At 46.8% G+C, this 15772-nt stretch carries 15 protein-coding genes; all 15 read left to right on the plus strand.

Going from position 1 to position 15772, the window contains the following annotated elements:
• The first annotated feature begins 192 nt into the window (after nucleotides 1-192).
• The 15 genes from dnaN to ssb all read left to right on the plus strand — a co-directional run bounded on the left by dnaN (nucleotide 193) and on the right by ssb (nucleotide 15748).
• Nucleotides 193-1347: a DNA polymerase III subunit beta gene (gene dnaN, locus ACWOEX_RS02275; RefSeq protein ID WP_455297682.1), complete on the plus strand. Its 1155-nt coding sequence runs from the start codon at nucleotides 193-195 to the stop codon at nucleotides 1345-1347.
• A gap of 196 nt (nucleotides 1348-1543) precedes the next feature.
• Nucleotides 1544-1798, plus strand: a complete 255-nt coding sequence (locus tag ACWOEX_RS02280; protein WP_455297683.1) for an RNA-binding S4 domain-containing protein — start codon at nucleotides 1544-1546, stop codon at nucleotides 1796-1798.
• On the plus strand, nucleotides 1795-2919 hold the full coding sequence (recF, locus tag ACWOEX_RS02285) for a DNA replication/repair protein RecF (protein WP_455297684.1): 1125 nt from the start codon (nucleotides 1795-1797) through the stop codon (nucleotides 2917-2919). Before ACWOEX_RS02280 ends, recF begins: the two co-directional genes overlap by 4 nt.
• Before the next feature lie 2 nt (nucleotides 2920-2921).
• Nucleotides 2922-4865 (plus strand): DNA topoisomerase (ATP-hydrolyzing) subunit B, encoded by a 1944-nt coding sequence (gene gyrB / locus ACWOEX_RS02290; protein ID WP_455297685.1) that lies wholly within the window; start codon nucleotides 2922-2924, stop codon nucleotides 4863-4865.
• A gap of 18 nt (nucleotides 4866-4883) precedes the next feature.
• Nucleotides 4884-7496, plus strand: a complete 2613-nt coding sequence (gyrA, locus tag ACWOEX_RS02295) for a DNA gyrase subunit A (protein ID WP_455297686.1) — start codon at nucleotides 4884-4886, stop codon at nucleotides 7494-7496.
• A gap of 255 nt (nucleotides 7497-7751) precedes the next feature.
• Nucleotides 7752-8558, plus strand: a complete 807-nt coding sequence (locus ACWOEX_RS02300; protein WP_455297687.1) for an amino acid ABC transporter substrate-binding protein — start codon at nucleotides 7752-7754, stop codon at nucleotides 8556-8558.
• 14 nt (nucleotides 8559-8572) lie between these two features.
• Nucleotides 8573-9235 (plus strand): amino acid ABC transporter permease, encoded by a 663-nt coding sequence (locus ACWOEX_RS02305; protein WP_455297688.1) that lies wholly within the window; start codon nucleotides 8573-8575, stop codon nucleotides 9233-9235.
• Nucleotides 9236-9247: 12 nt separating this feature from the next.
• Nucleotides 9248-9991, plus strand: a complete 744-nt coding sequence (locus ACWOEX_RS02310; RefSeq protein WP_455297689.1) for an amino acid ABC transporter ATP-binding protein — start codon at nucleotides 9248-9250, stop codon at nucleotides 9989-9991.
• 219 nt (nucleotides 9992-10210) lie between these two features.
• Complete coding sequence (locus ACWOEX_RS02315; protein ID WP_455297690.1) at nucleotides 10211-11050, plus strand: hypothetical protein; 840 nt, start codon at nucleotides 10211-10213, stop codon at nucleotides 11048-11050.
• The gene (locus ACWOEX_RS02320; RefSeq protein ID WP_455297692.1) at nucleotides 10969-11445 is read left to right on the plus strand and encodes a hypothetical protein; all 477 of its coding nucleotides are present in this window, start codon (nucleotides 10969-10971) and stop codon (nucleotides 11443-11445) included. Before ACWOEX_RS02315 ends, ACWOEX_RS02320 begins: the two co-directional genes overlap by 82 nt.
• Nucleotides 11442-12353 carry a hypothetical protein gene (locus ACWOEX_RS02325; protein WP_455297693.1) on the plus strand — a complete coding sequence of 304 codons (912 nt, stop codon included), beginning with the start codon at nucleotides 11442-11444 and terminating at the stop codon, nucleotides 12351-12353. Before ACWOEX_RS02320 ends, ACWOEX_RS02325 begins: the two co-directional genes overlap by 4 nt.
• 192 nt (nucleotides 12354-12545) lie before the next feature.
• Nucleotides 12546-13448 carry an ABC transporter ATP-binding protein gene (locus ACWOEX_RS02330; RefSeq protein WP_455297694.1) on the plus strand — a complete coding sequence of 301 codons (903 nt, stop codon included), beginning with the start codon at nucleotides 12546-12548 and terminating at the stop codon, nucleotides 13446-13448.
• A complete protein-coding gene (locus ACWOEX_RS02335; protein ID WP_455297696.1) occupies nucleotides 13441-14718 on the plus strand; it encodes an ABC transporter permease in 1278 nt (425 codons plus the stop codon). Before ACWOEX_RS02330 ends, ACWOEX_RS02335 begins: the two co-directional genes overlap by 8 nt.
• 121 nt (nucleotides 14719-14839) lie before the next feature.
• Nucleotides 14840-15142 carry a 30S ribosomal protein S6 gene (gene rpsF, locus ACWOEX_RS02340; RefSeq protein WP_455297697.1) on the plus strand — a complete coding sequence of 101 codons (303 nt, stop codon included), beginning with the start codon at nucleotides 14840-14842 and terminating at the stop codon, nucleotides 15140-15142.
• Between the two features lie 30 nt (nucleotides 15143-15172).
• On the plus strand, nucleotides 15173-15748 hold the full coding sequence (gene ssb / locus ACWOEX_RS02345) for a single-stranded DNA-binding protein (RefSeq protein WP_455297699.1): 576 nt from the start codon (nucleotides 15173-15175) through the stop codon (nucleotides 15746-15748).
• Nucleotides 15749-15772 lie beyond the last annotated feature (24 nt).

A 15772-nucleotide genomic window follows, 5' to 3' on the forward strand; every position in this document is an offset into this window, starting at 1 on the left:
AACGTATTTATAGTATGAGATGTGGATAACTCGGTCATTTTCCACAGAGTTTTCCTGTAATTATCCACTGTGGAAAACTGATAAATACTGTTTTCTTGTGGATTATCCACAGAACTCACAGCCTCTATTACTATAACTATTTCTTATATATAAATAATAAATAGCCAAGCACTAACAAAAGGAGCTTACTTTATGAAATTTACGATTGATCGTAATACATTCGTGAACGCACTGAATAATGTGCAACGTGCCATCTCAACAAAAACCACGATTCCTGTCTTAACAGGTGTCAAAATTGCGGTGACACACGACAGTATTATTCTCACAGGTAGTGATTCTACCCTCTCCATTGAGATGGTCTTGAGTACAGATGAGAAAAACCATCTTGATATTGAAGAAACAGGAACGATTGTCTTACCTGCGAATTTCTTGAACGCGATTGTGCGTAAATTACCAGAAAATGAATTAACGTTAACAGTAACGAATGATCTCCAAGCCGTGATTACTTCCGGTAAAGCGACTTTCGAATTAATCGGGACGCCAGGCTCTGAATACCCACGTCTGCCAGAAATCGATTCGAAAGCGACCTTCAATATTCCAGGTGATCTCTTCGCACGCGTGATTAACTACACCTTGGTGTCTGTATCCACGCAGGAGATTCGTCCAATCTTCACTGGGATTCACTTCGAAATCGGACACGACGAATTAAAAGCGGTATCGACCGACTCTCACCGTTTGAGTCAACGCATCGTACCGCTCGAAAGTCCGAGCGAATTGAAAGATGAAATCTTTGAGATCAACATTCCTGGACGCAGTCTGAGTGAATTGACGCGTCTAGTTGAGGATTCTGATAATGTCGAAATGATGGTGACGGATAACCAGGTACTCTTCAAGATCGGTGCCGTTTACCTCTATTCCCGTCTCTTGGAAGGTAACTATCCGAATACGGACAACTTATTGCCGACGAGCTGGAATAGTAAAATTCAGATCGAAGCCGATGAAATGCTTCGTGCCATTGAGCGTGCCCTTATTATGAGTCACCAGGGTAAGAATAATGTGGTTAAGTTAGAAATTACCGAATCTGGCGTGGTGCTTTCCGGTAAATCCGATGAAGTCGGGGTTGTGACCGAAAACTTAAACGTGGTCGACCATCAAGGCGATGACTTGAGTATCTCCTTCAACCCAGATTACATGCGCCAAGCATTGCGTACGTTCGGTTCACAGGAAGTTGAAATTCACTTCCAAAATCCGATTAAACAGTTCATCATCTTGCCAGCGGATGCGACTGAAGATGAACAATTCCACCGTCTGCAATTGATCACACCGATCCGTACCTTGACGGCATAGGAATGTAAGAATAAATCCCATATCAATCGAGACTGGTTGCCCTGTTTTAACAAGCATAATGGGTGCCAGTCTTTTTTGCGTATCGGGCTGATTTTGAGTATAATTAGATATAACTATGCGCAGTGGAACTGTGTATATTCAGTGCATCCATTGGGCATTTTTTAATTGATTTGAAGCAGCTATGGAGGTGAATGGCATGCAGGATGAACCGATGATTGTGGAGATATCTGACGAGTTTGTGACACTCCCGCAGCTACTCAAGGCGTTGGGCGCCATTCAAACGGGTGGCCAGGTGAAGCCGTTATTGGAGATGGAACGTATTGCGGTCGATGGTGAATTAGAGTATCGCAAGCGCCGCAAGATTTACCCGGGTATGACCGTTCAGCTCCAAAATGAGTATGGGGACGTCGATACCTACATTATTCAAGCGGAAGCGTCAGGCGACGCATGAGATTAGAAACACTCACATTGACCAACTTCAGAAATTACCAGTCGGAGTCACTGCGTTTTTCGTCGGGGGTCAATATTTTTATTGGTGAGAATGCGCAGGGAAAAACGAACTTACTCGAGGCGATTTACATGTTGTCCTCGGCGCGCAGTCACCGTACCGCTAAAGATCAGGAAGTCATTAAACAGGATAGCGACACGGCGATTATCGAAGGTGAAATTACGACGAAGCATGACCATCTTCCTTTGAAACTATCATTTGGGAAAGACGGGAAGCAGGCGCGTGTCAATCATCTTCAGAAGGAGCGATTGAGTGACTACATCGGTCAGCTCCACGCCGTGCTTTTTGCGCCGGAAGATCTCGCATTGGTGAAGGGCTCTCCGGGATTGAGACGAAAATTTATCGATTCAGAATTGAGCCAGATCAATCGCCAGTATCTTTACGATTCGATTACTTGTCGCAGACTGGTATCCCAGCGTAATACCTATCTCAAGGACATCGACAGAGATAGTGAACAGGCGATGCTTTATCTCGATGTATTGACGGATCAGTTGATTGACGTCACTAGTAAAATCATGGTGGCGCGCCAGCGATTTATCAAAGAGATTGAAGCGTTGGCTCAAGAAATGCATGGTCAGTTGTCATCGAGGCGCGAAACGTTAACGTTGCGTTATGATGCCAGCGTTGAGATGACGGAGGATTTAACGGCGGACGACCTCATCACCCCACTCCAAAAAGCTTTCAAACGCGTCAAGCGGCGTGAGCTCCAACAAGGCGTAACATTGATTGGACCGCACCGCGAAGATATGACGTTCTATATTAACAACCAAGCTCTCAAACAGTTCGGTTCTCAAGGGCAGCAGCGGACGGCAGTTTTGAGCATTAAGCTCGCTGAAATTATGTACATCCATGAGAAGTTGGGCGATTACCCGATTTTATTATTGGATGATGTGTTGAGCGAACTCGATGATCTGCGCCAGACGCACCTCTTGAAGACGATCGGACAGGACATTCAGACGTTCCTAACGACGACGAGTTTGAGTGGCATTCAACAAGAAAAAATTCATCAACCGGCACTCTATGAGATTACTGGTGGTCACGTATTATCGAGAGAGGATCAGTGATTATGAGCGATAACAGAGATAATCGTAATGAACAACAGAATGGCGCGAATCAATATAACGCCAGCCAAATCCAAGTACTAAAAGGTCTCGAGGCAGTTCGTAAACGTCCAGGGATGTATATCGGATCGACGGGTGAAACGGGACTGCATCACTTGGTTTGGGAAATTGTCGATAACTCGATCGATGAGGCTTTAGCTGGTTTTGCGAGCCGTATTCATATCACGATCGAATCCGATAATTCCATTACCGTTTCTGACGATGGACGCGGGATCCCGGTCGACATCCAGTCAACGACGGGGCGTCCAGCATTGGAGACGGTTTTCACTGTGCTTCACGCTGGTGGTAAATTCGGCGGTGGCGGCTACAAAGTTTCCGGTGGGCTTCATGGGGTTGGTGCCTCGGTCGTTAACGCCCTCTCAGAATTTTTAGAAGTCAGCGTTCATCGTGATGGTCAGATCTACCATCAGGAATATCATCGAGGTAAACCAGCAGGTGATATGACGACAGTTGGCGAGACGGACCAACACGGAACGGTCGTTCACTTTATGGCGGATGATCAGATTTTTGATGGTGAAATCGTCTACCAATTCGAGACATTAAACAAGCGTGCGCGCGAACTTGCTTTCCTAAACAAAGGTTTGCAGATTTCTCTAGAGGATAAACGCGCCGACCAGGAACAAACGGTTAATTACCAGTTCAACGGCGGGATCAAAGAATACGTCACTTTCTTGAACGATGAGAAGGAAGTGCTTTTTGACGACCCGATTTACTTGGAAGACGAACAGGAAGGCGTCGAAGTGGAAGTCTCCCTGCAATACACGAGCGGTTTCCAGACGAATATTATGAGTTTCGCGAATAATATTCATACCTTCGAAGGTGGGACGCATGAATCAGGGATTAAAACAGCCTTGACGCGTGCGATCAACGACTATGCGCGTGGTCAAAACATCCTCAAGGAGAAAGAAGCAAACTTGAGCGGTGATGACGTCCGCGAAGGTTTGACGCTGATTGTTTCCGTGCGTCATCCGAACCCGCAGTTTGAAGGGCAGACGAAGATGAAACTCGGGAACTCTGAAGTGCGTACCATTACCGATCGTGTCTTTGGTGAGCATTTCGAACGTTTCCTCTTAGAGAACCCAAGTGTGGCGCGTCAAATCGTCGATAAGGGAATTATTGCGTCTAAAGCGCGTAACGCGGCGAAACGTGCGCGCGAAATGACGCGTAAGAAATCCGGCTTGGAGATCAGCAACTTACCAGGGAAATTGTCCGACTGCTCGAGCCGCGATCCGGAAGAATGCGAACTCTTCATCGTCGAAGGGAACTCTGCCGGTGGTTCCGCTAAACAGGGACGTGACCGTCACTTCCAGGCAATTCTACCGATCCGCGGTAAGATTTTGAATGTGGAAAAAGCGACACTCGACCGTATTTTGGCGAATGCAGAAATTCGTTCTCTCTTCACCGCAATGGGTACTGGCTGGGGGAATGATTTTGACGTCAACAAAGCGCGCTACCACAAGCTCGTCATCATGACCGATGCTGATGTCGACGGTGCGCACATCCGTATCCTGTTGTTGACGTTGATCTACCGCTACATGCGTCCATTGCTCGAAGCGGGCTACGTCTATATTGCCGTGCCACCACTCTATCAGGTGAAACAAGGCAAAGTGATTCGTTACTTAGATACGGATGCCGAGTTGGATCAATACTTGAAGGAAATTCCAGAAAAACCGAAACCGAGCGTGCAACGTTACAAAGGTCTCGGGGAAATGGACGCGGAACAGTTGTGGGAAACCACGATGAATCCTGAAAACCGTAAGATGCTTCAAGTCAGTATCGATGATGCGGAAGAAGCGGATCACTACATTTCGATGTTGATGGGTGACGAAGTGGAACGTCGTCGCAACTTCATCGAAGAGAACGCAACGTATGCGACAATCGACTTATAGTCAGTGGAGGTGGATGCAATGTCAGAAGAACTAGGACTGATGGGAAATCGCAAGTTATCGAGTGAGATGCGCAACTCTTTCCTCGATTACGCGATGAGTGTCATTGTTGCGCGTGCGTTGCCGGATGTACGTGATGGTTTGAAACCAGTTCATCGCCGTATTCTCTATGGGATGAATGCATTGGGTGTTACCCCAGAAAAACCGTACAAAAAATCCGCACGTATCGTCGGGGACGTTATGGGTAAATACCACCCACACGGTGACTCGGCAATTTACGAATCAATGGTCAGAATGGCGCAGGATTTCTCCTACCGTTACGAATTAGTCGACGGCCATGGGAACTTCGGGTCGATCGACGGTGACCAGGCAGCGGCCATGCGTTATACCGAAGCGCGTATGAGCAAAATCGCCATAGAAATGGTTAGAGATATCAACAAAGATACCGTCGACTTCATTCCAAACTATGATGGTGAGGAAAGTGAGCCGGAAATTTTGCCGTCTCGCTTCCCTAACCTCTTAGTGAACGGTGCGACGGGTATCGCAGTCGGGATGACGACGAATATCCCACCGCACAACTTGAACGAAGTCATTCAAGCCCTGCATTTATTGATGCAGAATCCTGAAGTTTCCACTAAGGAACTCATGCAGGTACTGCCGGGGCCAGACTTCCCCACCGGTGCGATCGTCATGGGACGTGCCGGTATCCGCAAAGCCTACGATACAGGACGCGGTAAAGTTATCGTTCGCGCCAAAGTCGATATCGAAGAGGCAGCGAGTGGGAAGGAAACGATCATCGTCTCTGAGATTCCATACATGGTCAACAAAGCGCGTCTGGTTGAGCGTATCGCTGACTTAGCGCGTGACCGTCGTATCGAAGGGATCACAGCCGTTCGTGACGAATCTGGACGCCAAGGGATGCGTATCGTGATCGAATGCCGTCGCGATGCGAATGCGAACGTCATTTTGAATAACTTATACAAAGAAACGCAGTTACAGACGAACTTCAACTTCAATATGGTGGCGATTGTGGACGGTGTACCGCGTACGTTGAGTTTGAAGGAAATGTTGAAGTACTACCTCGACCATCAAGAACGTGTCATCTATCGTCGTTCCGTTTACGAAAAGAAAAAAGCGGAAGCACGTGCGCACATCTTGGAAGGGTTAGTGATCGCGCTCGATCATATCGATGCGATCGTCGAAATCTTGCGTTCATCGAAGACAGGTGATGAAGCGAAAGCTATCTTCATGTCGGAATACAACCTGTCTGATAAGCAATCACAGGCCATTTTGGACATGCGTATGGTTCGTTTGACCGGCTTGGAACGTGAAAAGATTGCGCAGGAATTAAGTGATCTGCGCGAAAAAATCGCCTACCTCCAAGAAGTATTGGCGAGCGAACAGAAACGCTACGACATCATTTACGATGAATTGATGGAAATCCAGCAGCGCTTTGGTGACGAACGTCGCACGGAATTGCGTGTCGGTGAAATTACCGGTATCGAGAACGAAGATCTCATCGAAAAGAGCAACGTCCTGATCACATTGAGTCACAACGGCTACATCAAACGTGTTGAGGAAGATGCTTTCCGTACGCAAAACCGCGGTGGTCGCGGTGTGCGCGGAATGGCGTTACAGGACGGCGATTACGTCGACAATATCATCTCGATGTCCACTCACGATGTGCTCTTCTGCTTCACGAACCGCGGGAAAGTTTACCGCATGAAGGGTTACGACGTGCCAGAATCCGGGCGTACATCGAAAGGTTTACCGATCGTGAACCTCCTGTCGCTCGACAAAGATGAAAAAGTTCGTGCCGCCATCAGTATCACGCCACACCGTGAGAAAATGAAGGATAGCGACGAGCATCTCTTCTTCGTCACGAAGAATGGTGTCGTGAAACGTACCCGTGCGGATGAATTTTTCAATATTCGTGCGAACGGTTTGATCGCCCTTCACCTAAAGGAAGGCGACGAACTTGAGAAAGTGCTCTGGACGAACGGTGACGATACGATTATGATCGCCTCAAACGACGGTTATGCGATCACCTTCAAGGAGCAGGACATTCGAAGCATGGGACGTACGGCGGCTGGTGTGCGCGGGATGCGTCTTTCTGCTGATGCGCAAGTGATTGGTGCGGCGCGTCTCACACAAGATTCCGAAGTCCTCACCGTCACAGCGAATGGTTACGGAAAACGGACGCCGATTAGCGAATATTCTATCCAACATCGCGGTGGTAAAGGGGTACGTACGACGAAGATTACCCAGCGTACTGGTGAATTAATCGGTCTCTCGTCACTCGATGCGGACGAAGATATCGTACTCGTTTCAAACGAAGGGGTCATTATCCGCTTCGAGAGTGACTCGATCTCTCAGACTGGTCGTAACACGCAGGGGGTTCGCCTCATGCGTCTAGACGATGACAGTGTTGTCGCTACCCTCGCCAAAATCAAAATTGCGGCGGATGCGACAGATGGCGATGTGGAAACAGTCGAAGCTGAGACGTTAGATACTGACACCACTGCAACCGAAGGCAATTCACCCGTTGATCCACACCTCGCTGACAAACTGAGCGACTTTGCGGATGAACTCGTTGATGAACAAGATGAACAACAGGATGACGATGATATTTAATCGTTGAGATTATCTATTGGAGGTATGTGTGAGCGCATACCTCTTTTTTGTAAATAATTTGTGAAATGCTGAAAAACAGCGCGATTTTTCGATTAAAGTTTGTGAAAACAGCAAGTCGCTTCCCTTTATTTAGTAAGAGAAATGCTTTATACTATATTTTTACAAGAAAGGTAGCTAGAATATACCTTTTATGTGGTAAAATGTTTGGATAGGTTAATTTTTCATACCAATATAGTCAAGGAAAGAAGGGATAGTATGAAGAAAAAATGGTTTAGCATTGTTACACTCATGGTTCTAGGATTGGTGCTCGTCGCCTGTGGGAACGCGGGAGAAAGTGGCAATGGTAATTCAGGACAAAGTAAAAGTTATGAACAAATTGAACAAGACGGTAAGATTCGTGTCGCGACGGAAGGAACCTACTCTCCGTTCACGTATCACGATGACAATAACAAATTAGTCGGTTACGATGTCGAAGTGGCTGAAGCGATCGCCGATTATCTCGGGCTCCAAGTCGAATACGTTGAAGCGCCATGGGACGGTATGTTGTCGGCATTCGACGCTGGTCAGGCGGACGTCGTCTTCAACCAGGTAGCGATCACTGACGAACGTAAGGAGAAATACCTCTTCACCGAGCCGTACACGGTATCTAAAGGTGCCTTAATCGTCAAAGATGACAACGAAGAAGTACAGACCTTTGAAGATCTCGAAGGTAAACAATCGGCACACTCAGTGACGAGTAACTGGGCGGACGTTGCGCGTGGTTACGGTGCCGAAATCGTTTCGGTCGGTGGCTTTAACGAAGCGATCGAATTGATTTTATCCGGTCGTGCTGACGCGACAGTGAACGATACGGTGACGTTCTACGACTTCAAGAAACAACAACCGGACGCACCGGTGAAAATCGCTGATGAAGAAGAGAATCCAAATGAAATGGCAGCGATGATTAAGAAAGACAACCCAGAATTACAAGAAAAAATGAACGAAGCCTTAGAAGCTTTGCGTGCAGATGGGACGTTAACGAAGATTTCAGAGAAATACTTCGGTACAGACGTATCCCAATAATGGAGGCGTAATTAATGGATCGAATAATTGAGATCACTTTAGATGCGATCGGTCCAATTCTAGTTGCAGGTATTCAAATTACGATTCCCTTAGCACTGATTTCGTTTTTCCTCGGATTAGTGCTCGCGGTCGTAACGGCGCTCGCTAGAATCTCACACAGCAAAATTTTAAATGCGATTTTTTATGTGTACGTATGGCTGTTTCGTGGGACACCGCTCCTCGTTCAGCTGTTTATCATGTACTTCGGGTTACCGAAAATCGGCATTCAGTTGAGTGCGTGGACGGCTGCGATTCTGACGTTCTCACTGAATACGGGAGCATATGCGTCTGAAACGATCCGTTCCGCGATTCTCTCGATCCCCAAAGGTCAATGGGAAGCCGCCGCATCGCTCGGTATGACGCGCACGCAAGTTCTGAAACGTATCATCGGTCCGCAAGCATTCCGCGTATCCCTGCCACCACTCTTTAACTCGTTTATCGGGTTGGTGAAGGATACCTCGCTGGCATCGAACATTACGATGGTCGAAATGTTTATGGTGAGTCAGCGCATTGCGTCACGTACGTATGAACCGTTGTTGCTGTATATCTTGGTGGCACTCGCCTACCTCATCATCTGTAGTCTGTTGAATATCGTTCAGGACAAACTCGAAGACCGACTACAGCAGTACAGTATTTAAGGAGTGATCAGTATGACGATTACCTTAAAAAATATCACCAAATCCTTCGACGATCAGCACGTTTTAGATGATTTGACGCTCACCTTCAATGAAAATGAAACGACGGTTATCGTTGGTTCATCGGGTTCTGGGAAGTCTACGATGTTGCGCTGTATGAACCTGTTGGAGATTCCAGATAGTGGCGAATTGATTTTGGATGATCAATCCTTACAATTTGGCAGTAAACTGAATGAGAAGCAGCTCCTACCTTTCCGCAAAAAAACGGGAATGGTCTTCCAAAACTTCGACCTCTTCCCGCATCTCACCGTGTTAGCGAACATCATGGAGGGACCGGTTCAAGTCAAGAAGGAAGACAAAGCCGTGGTAAAAGCACGTGCTGAGAAGTTGCTCGATAGCGTTGGCCTCTTAAATAAAGCCGATAGCTACCCGAATGACCTCTCTGGTGGGCAGAAGCAGCGTGTCGCGATTGCGCGTGCACTGGCCATGCAGCCGGAGTTCCTCTTGATGGACGAACCGACCAGTGCGTTGGACCCCGAGAGTGAAATGGAAATTCTAGAAATTATCAGGAAGATCGCTGAGGAAGCGAACAACGCGATGATTATCGTGACGCATAACCTCTCGTTCGCGCAACGTGTTGCCGATCGCATGCTATTTTTGGAAGATGGGAAGATTCTATTCGACGCACCGCCAAAAGATTTCTTCAACTCTTCCAACGAACGTATCAAAAACTTCATCTCAGCGATGGAATTTGAATAAACTAAATAACGCCGAGTGTCAGTTAAAGTGCTGATGCTCGGCGTTTTTTGTATAGGAATAGAAAAGGGCTCGGGATTATCTACCAAAACATTGTTGGACATTCGACAAAAGTCATAGTACCAATTGCACACATGTTAAGTAGAGTATATTTTTTTACACAATCGAGCTTTAAAAATGAAATATTAACGCACGAATGTGTCATTTTATGAGTGAAGTTTGGTGAATAAATTTCAAAAAGTTTCTTTTGACGGAAGAGAGATTGCTTTAGTAGATAAAACATACGGACTCGTCGATCGTCACGCAGTCGCTAAATCGAACGGCGCGCTCGTGACTGCGGTACATCAATCACTCGCGATTCCAACGTATTTTGATAGTGAACATCTCCAAGTGATGGCCTGGGATCATTCCGGCAACTATCGGACGTTTGACCTTGTTTCTGGTGAAGAAACGACCGGTGTGGAGACACCAAAACCGACTGCGCTCAACCTCGGAGGTCTCGGTAATATGCCGGGACAACCAGGAATGAATGGTATGACGGAGAGGTCAGACGTTCTACCAATGCAGGAGATTTCTGATCCAGACAGTTATTCTGAAGATGCAGGTGTACGTGTTCAGGACTTGCCGGTGATGACCGTTCAGAGTCCCGCGCAATTCCACTTCTACAACTGGCAATTGGAAACGGCAGACGTTGTCGGGTATGTGATGAATATCCAGACCATTCACCGTGCGGAAATGACGCTGACGGCTTCAGATGGTGAAGTGATTATCGACCACAAAGCGATGCCAACGTTTGAGATGCTGTTGCCACCGGAAGCTGGCGAGATGAAGCTCTTCATGTTTAACGACAGTGTGCCGTTGCCTGCCACAGAAGCGGCGTCTACCATATGGACATTCGTGTCTTTGGGGAAAATGCACGAGGTCAGCGTGTCCAGCAAGCTATCGGACGCGCGCTCATTATTGGCCGCAACGCACGGGAAGTGTACATCGAACGTATTATCGGACCGAACCCGGATCGTGCCTACTTCCGTGCGCTCTTCGCTGACGATTCGAACCTGTTGAATGTGACCGCCAACAATTCGGATATTCTCTTCGATAATCAGACGTATGACAGTTGTCTGCCATTCGGTATTCAGCGTGAAATTGTCTTCGATGTGCCACTGAATCAAGGTGAAAATCATATCTTCTTCACAGTTGGCGACCAAATAGACAACAAGACGTACGAGTTGGTAGTGATCAACCACGAGAGCATAGCGATTGGTGATGACTTCTATATCGCTGAACTCGATACTAAGATTTCTGAGGCGACGCACGCAGATGATCTCGAATGGGAAGCAATCGCGGATATGACAGACGATACATTACATACAGACTTCTTCGGTGAAGAATTACCGGTTCCCGTTGAATCTGCTTGGATTCAAGTGGAATCCGCACTGATCCAGAAACAACGTCAATGATTCAATCCAGCACAGATCACGTGGTGGCACAGTATGTGGAATCAGTCGTCACACCAGTTGAAGCCACAGCTACCGACGACATTCTGGGTGACACAACCACCATCTCTTCTGACGTGACAGCGGATGGCGTTCACGGATTGTTTACAGATATGTCATCGAGTGACGTGTCAGAAACCTTCGCGAATACGGATGCCTCTATGGTGGAAGAAACATTTGCGAATGTGGATTCAGTACCAGTGAACGAAAGTTTTGCGAATGTGGACTCCGTTCCAGTCAATGAAACCTTCGCAAACGTTGATAGTGTGCCTTTGAATGAGAGCTTCGCCAATGTCGACAACGTTCCCGTACATGAAAGTTTCGCCAATGTGGACTCAGTGCCAGTAAACGAAATTTTCGCAAATAACGATAGTAGTGTTGTGCGCGAACAGTTCGTCAATAATGGCGCCAGTGATGTGACAGCTGAATTTATCGAAGACGAGGTACAGACGGACGATTGTGCGGGGAATGAACCGTCAACTGCACCGGAGATCATACCGGATGATGAGATGATTGATCCGGAATTAAAACATACAGGTGATCAACCGATACAACCGGAAACGGACGATGTGATCGATCCTGAATTCAACCACATCAATGGCGAGCCAATCGTTCCGGAGACGGATAATGGTGCCGATAATGACACAGCTATTTCCCGGGATGATTTTTCGAATTCAGTGAACGATACGGTTGCTTCTAAAGTAGCAGCGCAACAGAAAGCGCACACTTCTGAAAAAACGTCAGAAAAAGTAGAAGCAACCACACCACAAACGTCTCAGACTTTGCCGCAGACAGGCTTTGCAAGTCAACTCTGGCACGGCGTCACGACACTACTCGGCGGTGCAGCATTACTGAGACGTCCAAAGAAATAACCAATAAGGGAAACCAATGTAACCTGAACGAGTAATGATTATCATTGCTCGTTTTTTGTATTACCAGAGAAAGCAGTCATTCAGGCACAGAATGGGTGTTTTTATGATCACCAATCCGATCAGCATAGGGAGTATGGTATAATGAAAACAGTTACTATTGTTTGATTTCTAAGATAGAAAGGAGACAAAACGATGCTCAGTGTGAAACACTTATCGAAAACGTTCGGTGATGTGACGGCCGTTTCAGATATTTCGTTCGACGTTCAGGACGGCGAAATTATGGGACTGGTTGGCCGTAACGGTTCGGGGAAGACGACAATTTTTCGCATGATTCTCGGTTTCCTCACCTCAGAACATCCCGACAGCGTGATTACCTGGGATGGTGAACAGACGATTCCACCTGAAATTATCGGTTACCTCCCCGAAGAGCGCGGACTCTACGAACACATGACGATTCGCGATCAGGTGCGCTACTTTGCGAGTCTGCGCGGCATGTCAAAGAAAGATGTGGACGCACGATTGGGTGAGTGGATGGATCGTTTTCAGGTCAAAGGCAAAGCGACCGACAAGATCAAAACGCTATCCAAAGGGAACCAGCAGAAGGTACAACTCATCGCCAATCTCATTCATGAACCACGTTTTGTGATTCTGGATGAACCGTTCAGCGGACTGGATCCAGTTAACGCCGATCTCTTAAAATCCGGTGTGAACTATCTTCGCGACAAAGGGAGCGCGATTATTTTCTCGACCCACAATATGAATAACGTTGCGGAGCTCTGCGACACAATGATGATGATTCACGATAGCGAACGCGTACTTTACGGCACGATTCCAGAAATCCGCCGCAGTTTTGGCGCCACACGATTGATGATTCAATCCCCACATTGGACGAAAGCTGAACTCGAAGCGTTGGACGGCGTTACGCATGTTGAACTCACGAAGGATCAAACGTTCCGCTTAACGCTTTTGGATGAAAGTTACGGTGAGACGCTTTACCAAACCCTAACGAACGGGCAGTACGTCTCCCTATTCTCTCAGCAACCGCCGACACTCGATGAGGTTTTCAAGATGAAAGCAGGTGGCAACCATGAATAAAGTATGGCTCGTTGCGAAAGAAACCTATAAACGCAACACATTGAATTGGTCGTTCCTGTTCATGTTGCTGTTTCCGCTGCTTGCGGTCGTCTTCTCGATTGCGGTCGGTTATTTCACCTCAAATATGGAAATTGATACAGAGGTTTCGAGCGAAAACATCACAGTAGTTGCCGATGCACCGACCGAAGAAGCACTCCAGAACCTGATTGATCAGTCAGGGACAGAGGATCTCGACATCGACTACGTCACCGATGAACAAGACGCTAAAGCCACAGATAACGATTATTTGAAGCTGGAAGTGGCAGACGATGCGTTAAAAGGCACGTATTATGCGGCTTCAGAGGAACGCCAATTCTCAGAAGAATATCCGATGTTTAGCGAGTTGTTGAATAACTATCAAGTGATGTTGACCTTAAATCGTCTCGGTCTCACCCCGGAAGATTACGAACAGCTGACGGCTACCGAGGTTCCAATCGATACGGTTGCTTTGGCACCGTCCGATAATACAGCTAGCGATAGTAAAAGTGATAATGTGATTGCCTTTGGAATTACCTTTTTCATGGTATTCGTTGTCTTCATGTATATTGCGGTGTATGCGAACTTGATTATTCAAAGTATCGCTGATGAAAAAGGTTCGCGTATCATGGAAATTCTGCTGTCTACTATGACCGCCACGCAGAACTTCTACGGTAAACTGCTCGGGATATTGATGATGATTTTTACGCAGATTGCTGTTTATGCCTTGTTTGGCGTGGGCGTGTTCCTATACTTCAAAGATATGATTCAAGCCCTACTCGATGCGATTCCAGGTGATGTTTGGAACGGCATCGGCACCGCCCTACTCTGGCCAGCCGTCTACGGTATCTTCGGGATTGTCCTCTACAGTGTGCTCGCCGCTTTTATCGGTTCATTAGCGACGAAGAAAGAGGATGCGCAGAAAGCAGCTGGACCACTCAGTATTTTGCAATTGATTGGTTTTTACTTGGGAATTTTTGGGATGACCAATTTCCCAGAGGCTACGTTCTTAAAAGTCACCTCCCATATTCCATTGTTCGCACCGAGCGTGATGCCGTTTAGAATTGCGTTTGATCAGGTCGACACACCGGAACTTATCATTTCTCTAGCAGTCAACGTGCTGTTCATCCTGTTGGTGTTGAAGATCTCGACAACGTTCTACAAAACGAACGTGCTCTCTTACAGCGATGAAGGCGTTTGGAAAACATTCAAACGTTCCCTCACCCTCAATCGAGGAGAACATAAAAACAAATAATTTGATCGAAAAGATTGCAAACCAATCGTTTCTACAGTAATATAATTGGATGTGAGTATGTATTACTCTCCTTGCTTCAGACCACTGAAGCCACTAAGACCAAGAGGAGGTGTTATGTCTAATGAACGAAAAGACGACAAAATACGAGGTGCTGTACATTATTCGTCCTGACCTTGATGAAGGTTCAAAGAGCGAATTAGTTGAACGCTTTGACGAAGTATTAACTTCTAACGGTACGCGTATCGAAGAATCTAAAGACTGGGACAAACGTCGTTTTGCCTACGAAATCGATCATTTCCGTGAAGGTGTCTACCACTTAATCACTTGTGAAGCAGAAGATGCTGCAGGAATCAACGAATTCGATCGTTTGGCTAAAATCAACGACGGTATCTTACGTCACATGATTACTAAGATCGAAGCGTAATGTTTAACGTCTAGGAGAGGAGTTATCTGAATGATTAACAATGTCGTATTGGTCGGTCGACTAACGAGAGACGTTGATCTCCGTTACACCCAGAGCGGCGTCCCTGTTGCTAATTTCAGTGTCGCTGTGGAACGTAACTTCCGCGACGCTAACGGTGAACGTCAAACGGACTTTATCAATTGTGTAATGTGGCGTAAAGCTGCCGAGAACTTTGCGAAATATACCCGTAAAGGTTCATTGGTTGGCTTGGAAGGTTCGATTCAAACGCGAAACTACGAAAACCAGCAAGGTAATCGTGTCTATGTGACAGAAGTGCTCGTAGACAACTTCAGTTTCTTAGAATCGAAGAGCGTCACAGAGAGCCGCCCGCAAGGTGATAACAACTATGGCGGATCTTACAGTTCTTCCAACAATAATGACCCGTTTGCCAATTACGGAAATGCGGGTAACTCGTCCTCTTACAACAATAATAACGGTGGACAATCCTTCAATAACAACGATGACTTCGGATTCGATGGGGATGACCCATTCCCATCCAGCAATGGCAATAACAGCCAGTCCTTCGACTCATCGGATGATATTTCGGATGATGACCTACCGTTCTAGTACTTTGAACGAAGGAGGATAGAA

It is taken from the genome of Aerococcus vaginalis, assembly GCF_053762225.1.

Coding starts and splice junctions, on each gene's coding strand:
- dnaN (WP_455297682.1), top strand. CDS start 193: ATGAAATTTACGATTGATCGTAATACATTCGTGAACGCACTGAATAAT.
- ACWOEX_RS02280 (WP_455297683.1), top strand. CDS start 1,544: ATGCAGGATGAACCGATGATTGTGGAGATATCTGACGAGTTTGTGACA.
- rpsF (WP_455297697.1), top strand. CDS start 14,840: ATGAACGAAAAGACGACAAAATACGAGGTGCTGTACATTATTCGTCCT.
- gyrB (WP_455297685.1), top strand. CDS start 2,922: ATGAGCGATAACAGAGATAATCGTAATGAACAACAGAATGGCGCGAAT.
- ACWOEX_RS02325 (WP_455297693.1), top strand. CDS start 11,442: ATGATTCAATCCAGCACAGATCACGTGGTGGCACAGTATGTGGAATCA.
- ACWOEX_RS02335 (WP_455297696.1), top strand. CDS start 13,441: ATGAATAAAGTATGGCTCGTTGCGAAAGAAACCTATAAACGCAACACA.
- recF (WP_455297684.1), top strand. CDS start 1,795: ATGAGATTAGAAACACTCACATTGACCAACTTCAGAAATTACCAGTCG.
- ACWOEX_RS02300 (WP_455297687.1), top strand. CDS start 7,752: ATGAAGAAAAAATGGTTTAGCATTGTTACACTCATGGTTCTAGGATTG.
- ACWOEX_RS02330 (WP_455297694.1), top strand. CDS start 12,546: ATGCTCAGTGTGAAACACTTATCGAAAACGTTCGGTGATGTGACGGCC.
- ACWOEX_RS02305 (WP_455297688.1), top strand. CDS start 8,573: ATGGATCGAATAATTGAGATCACTTTAGATGCGATCGGTCCAATTCTA.
- ACWOEX_RS02310 (WP_455297689.1), top strand. CDS start 9,248: ATGACGATTACCTTAAAAAATATCACCAAATCCTTCGACGATCAGCAC.
- ssb (WP_455297699.1), top strand. CDS start 15,173: ATGATTAACAATGTCGTATTGGTCGGTCGACTAACGAGAGACGTTGAT.
- gyrA (WP_455297686.1), top strand. CDS start 4,884: ATGTCAGAAGAACTAGGACTGATGGGAAATCGCAAGTTATCGAGTGAG.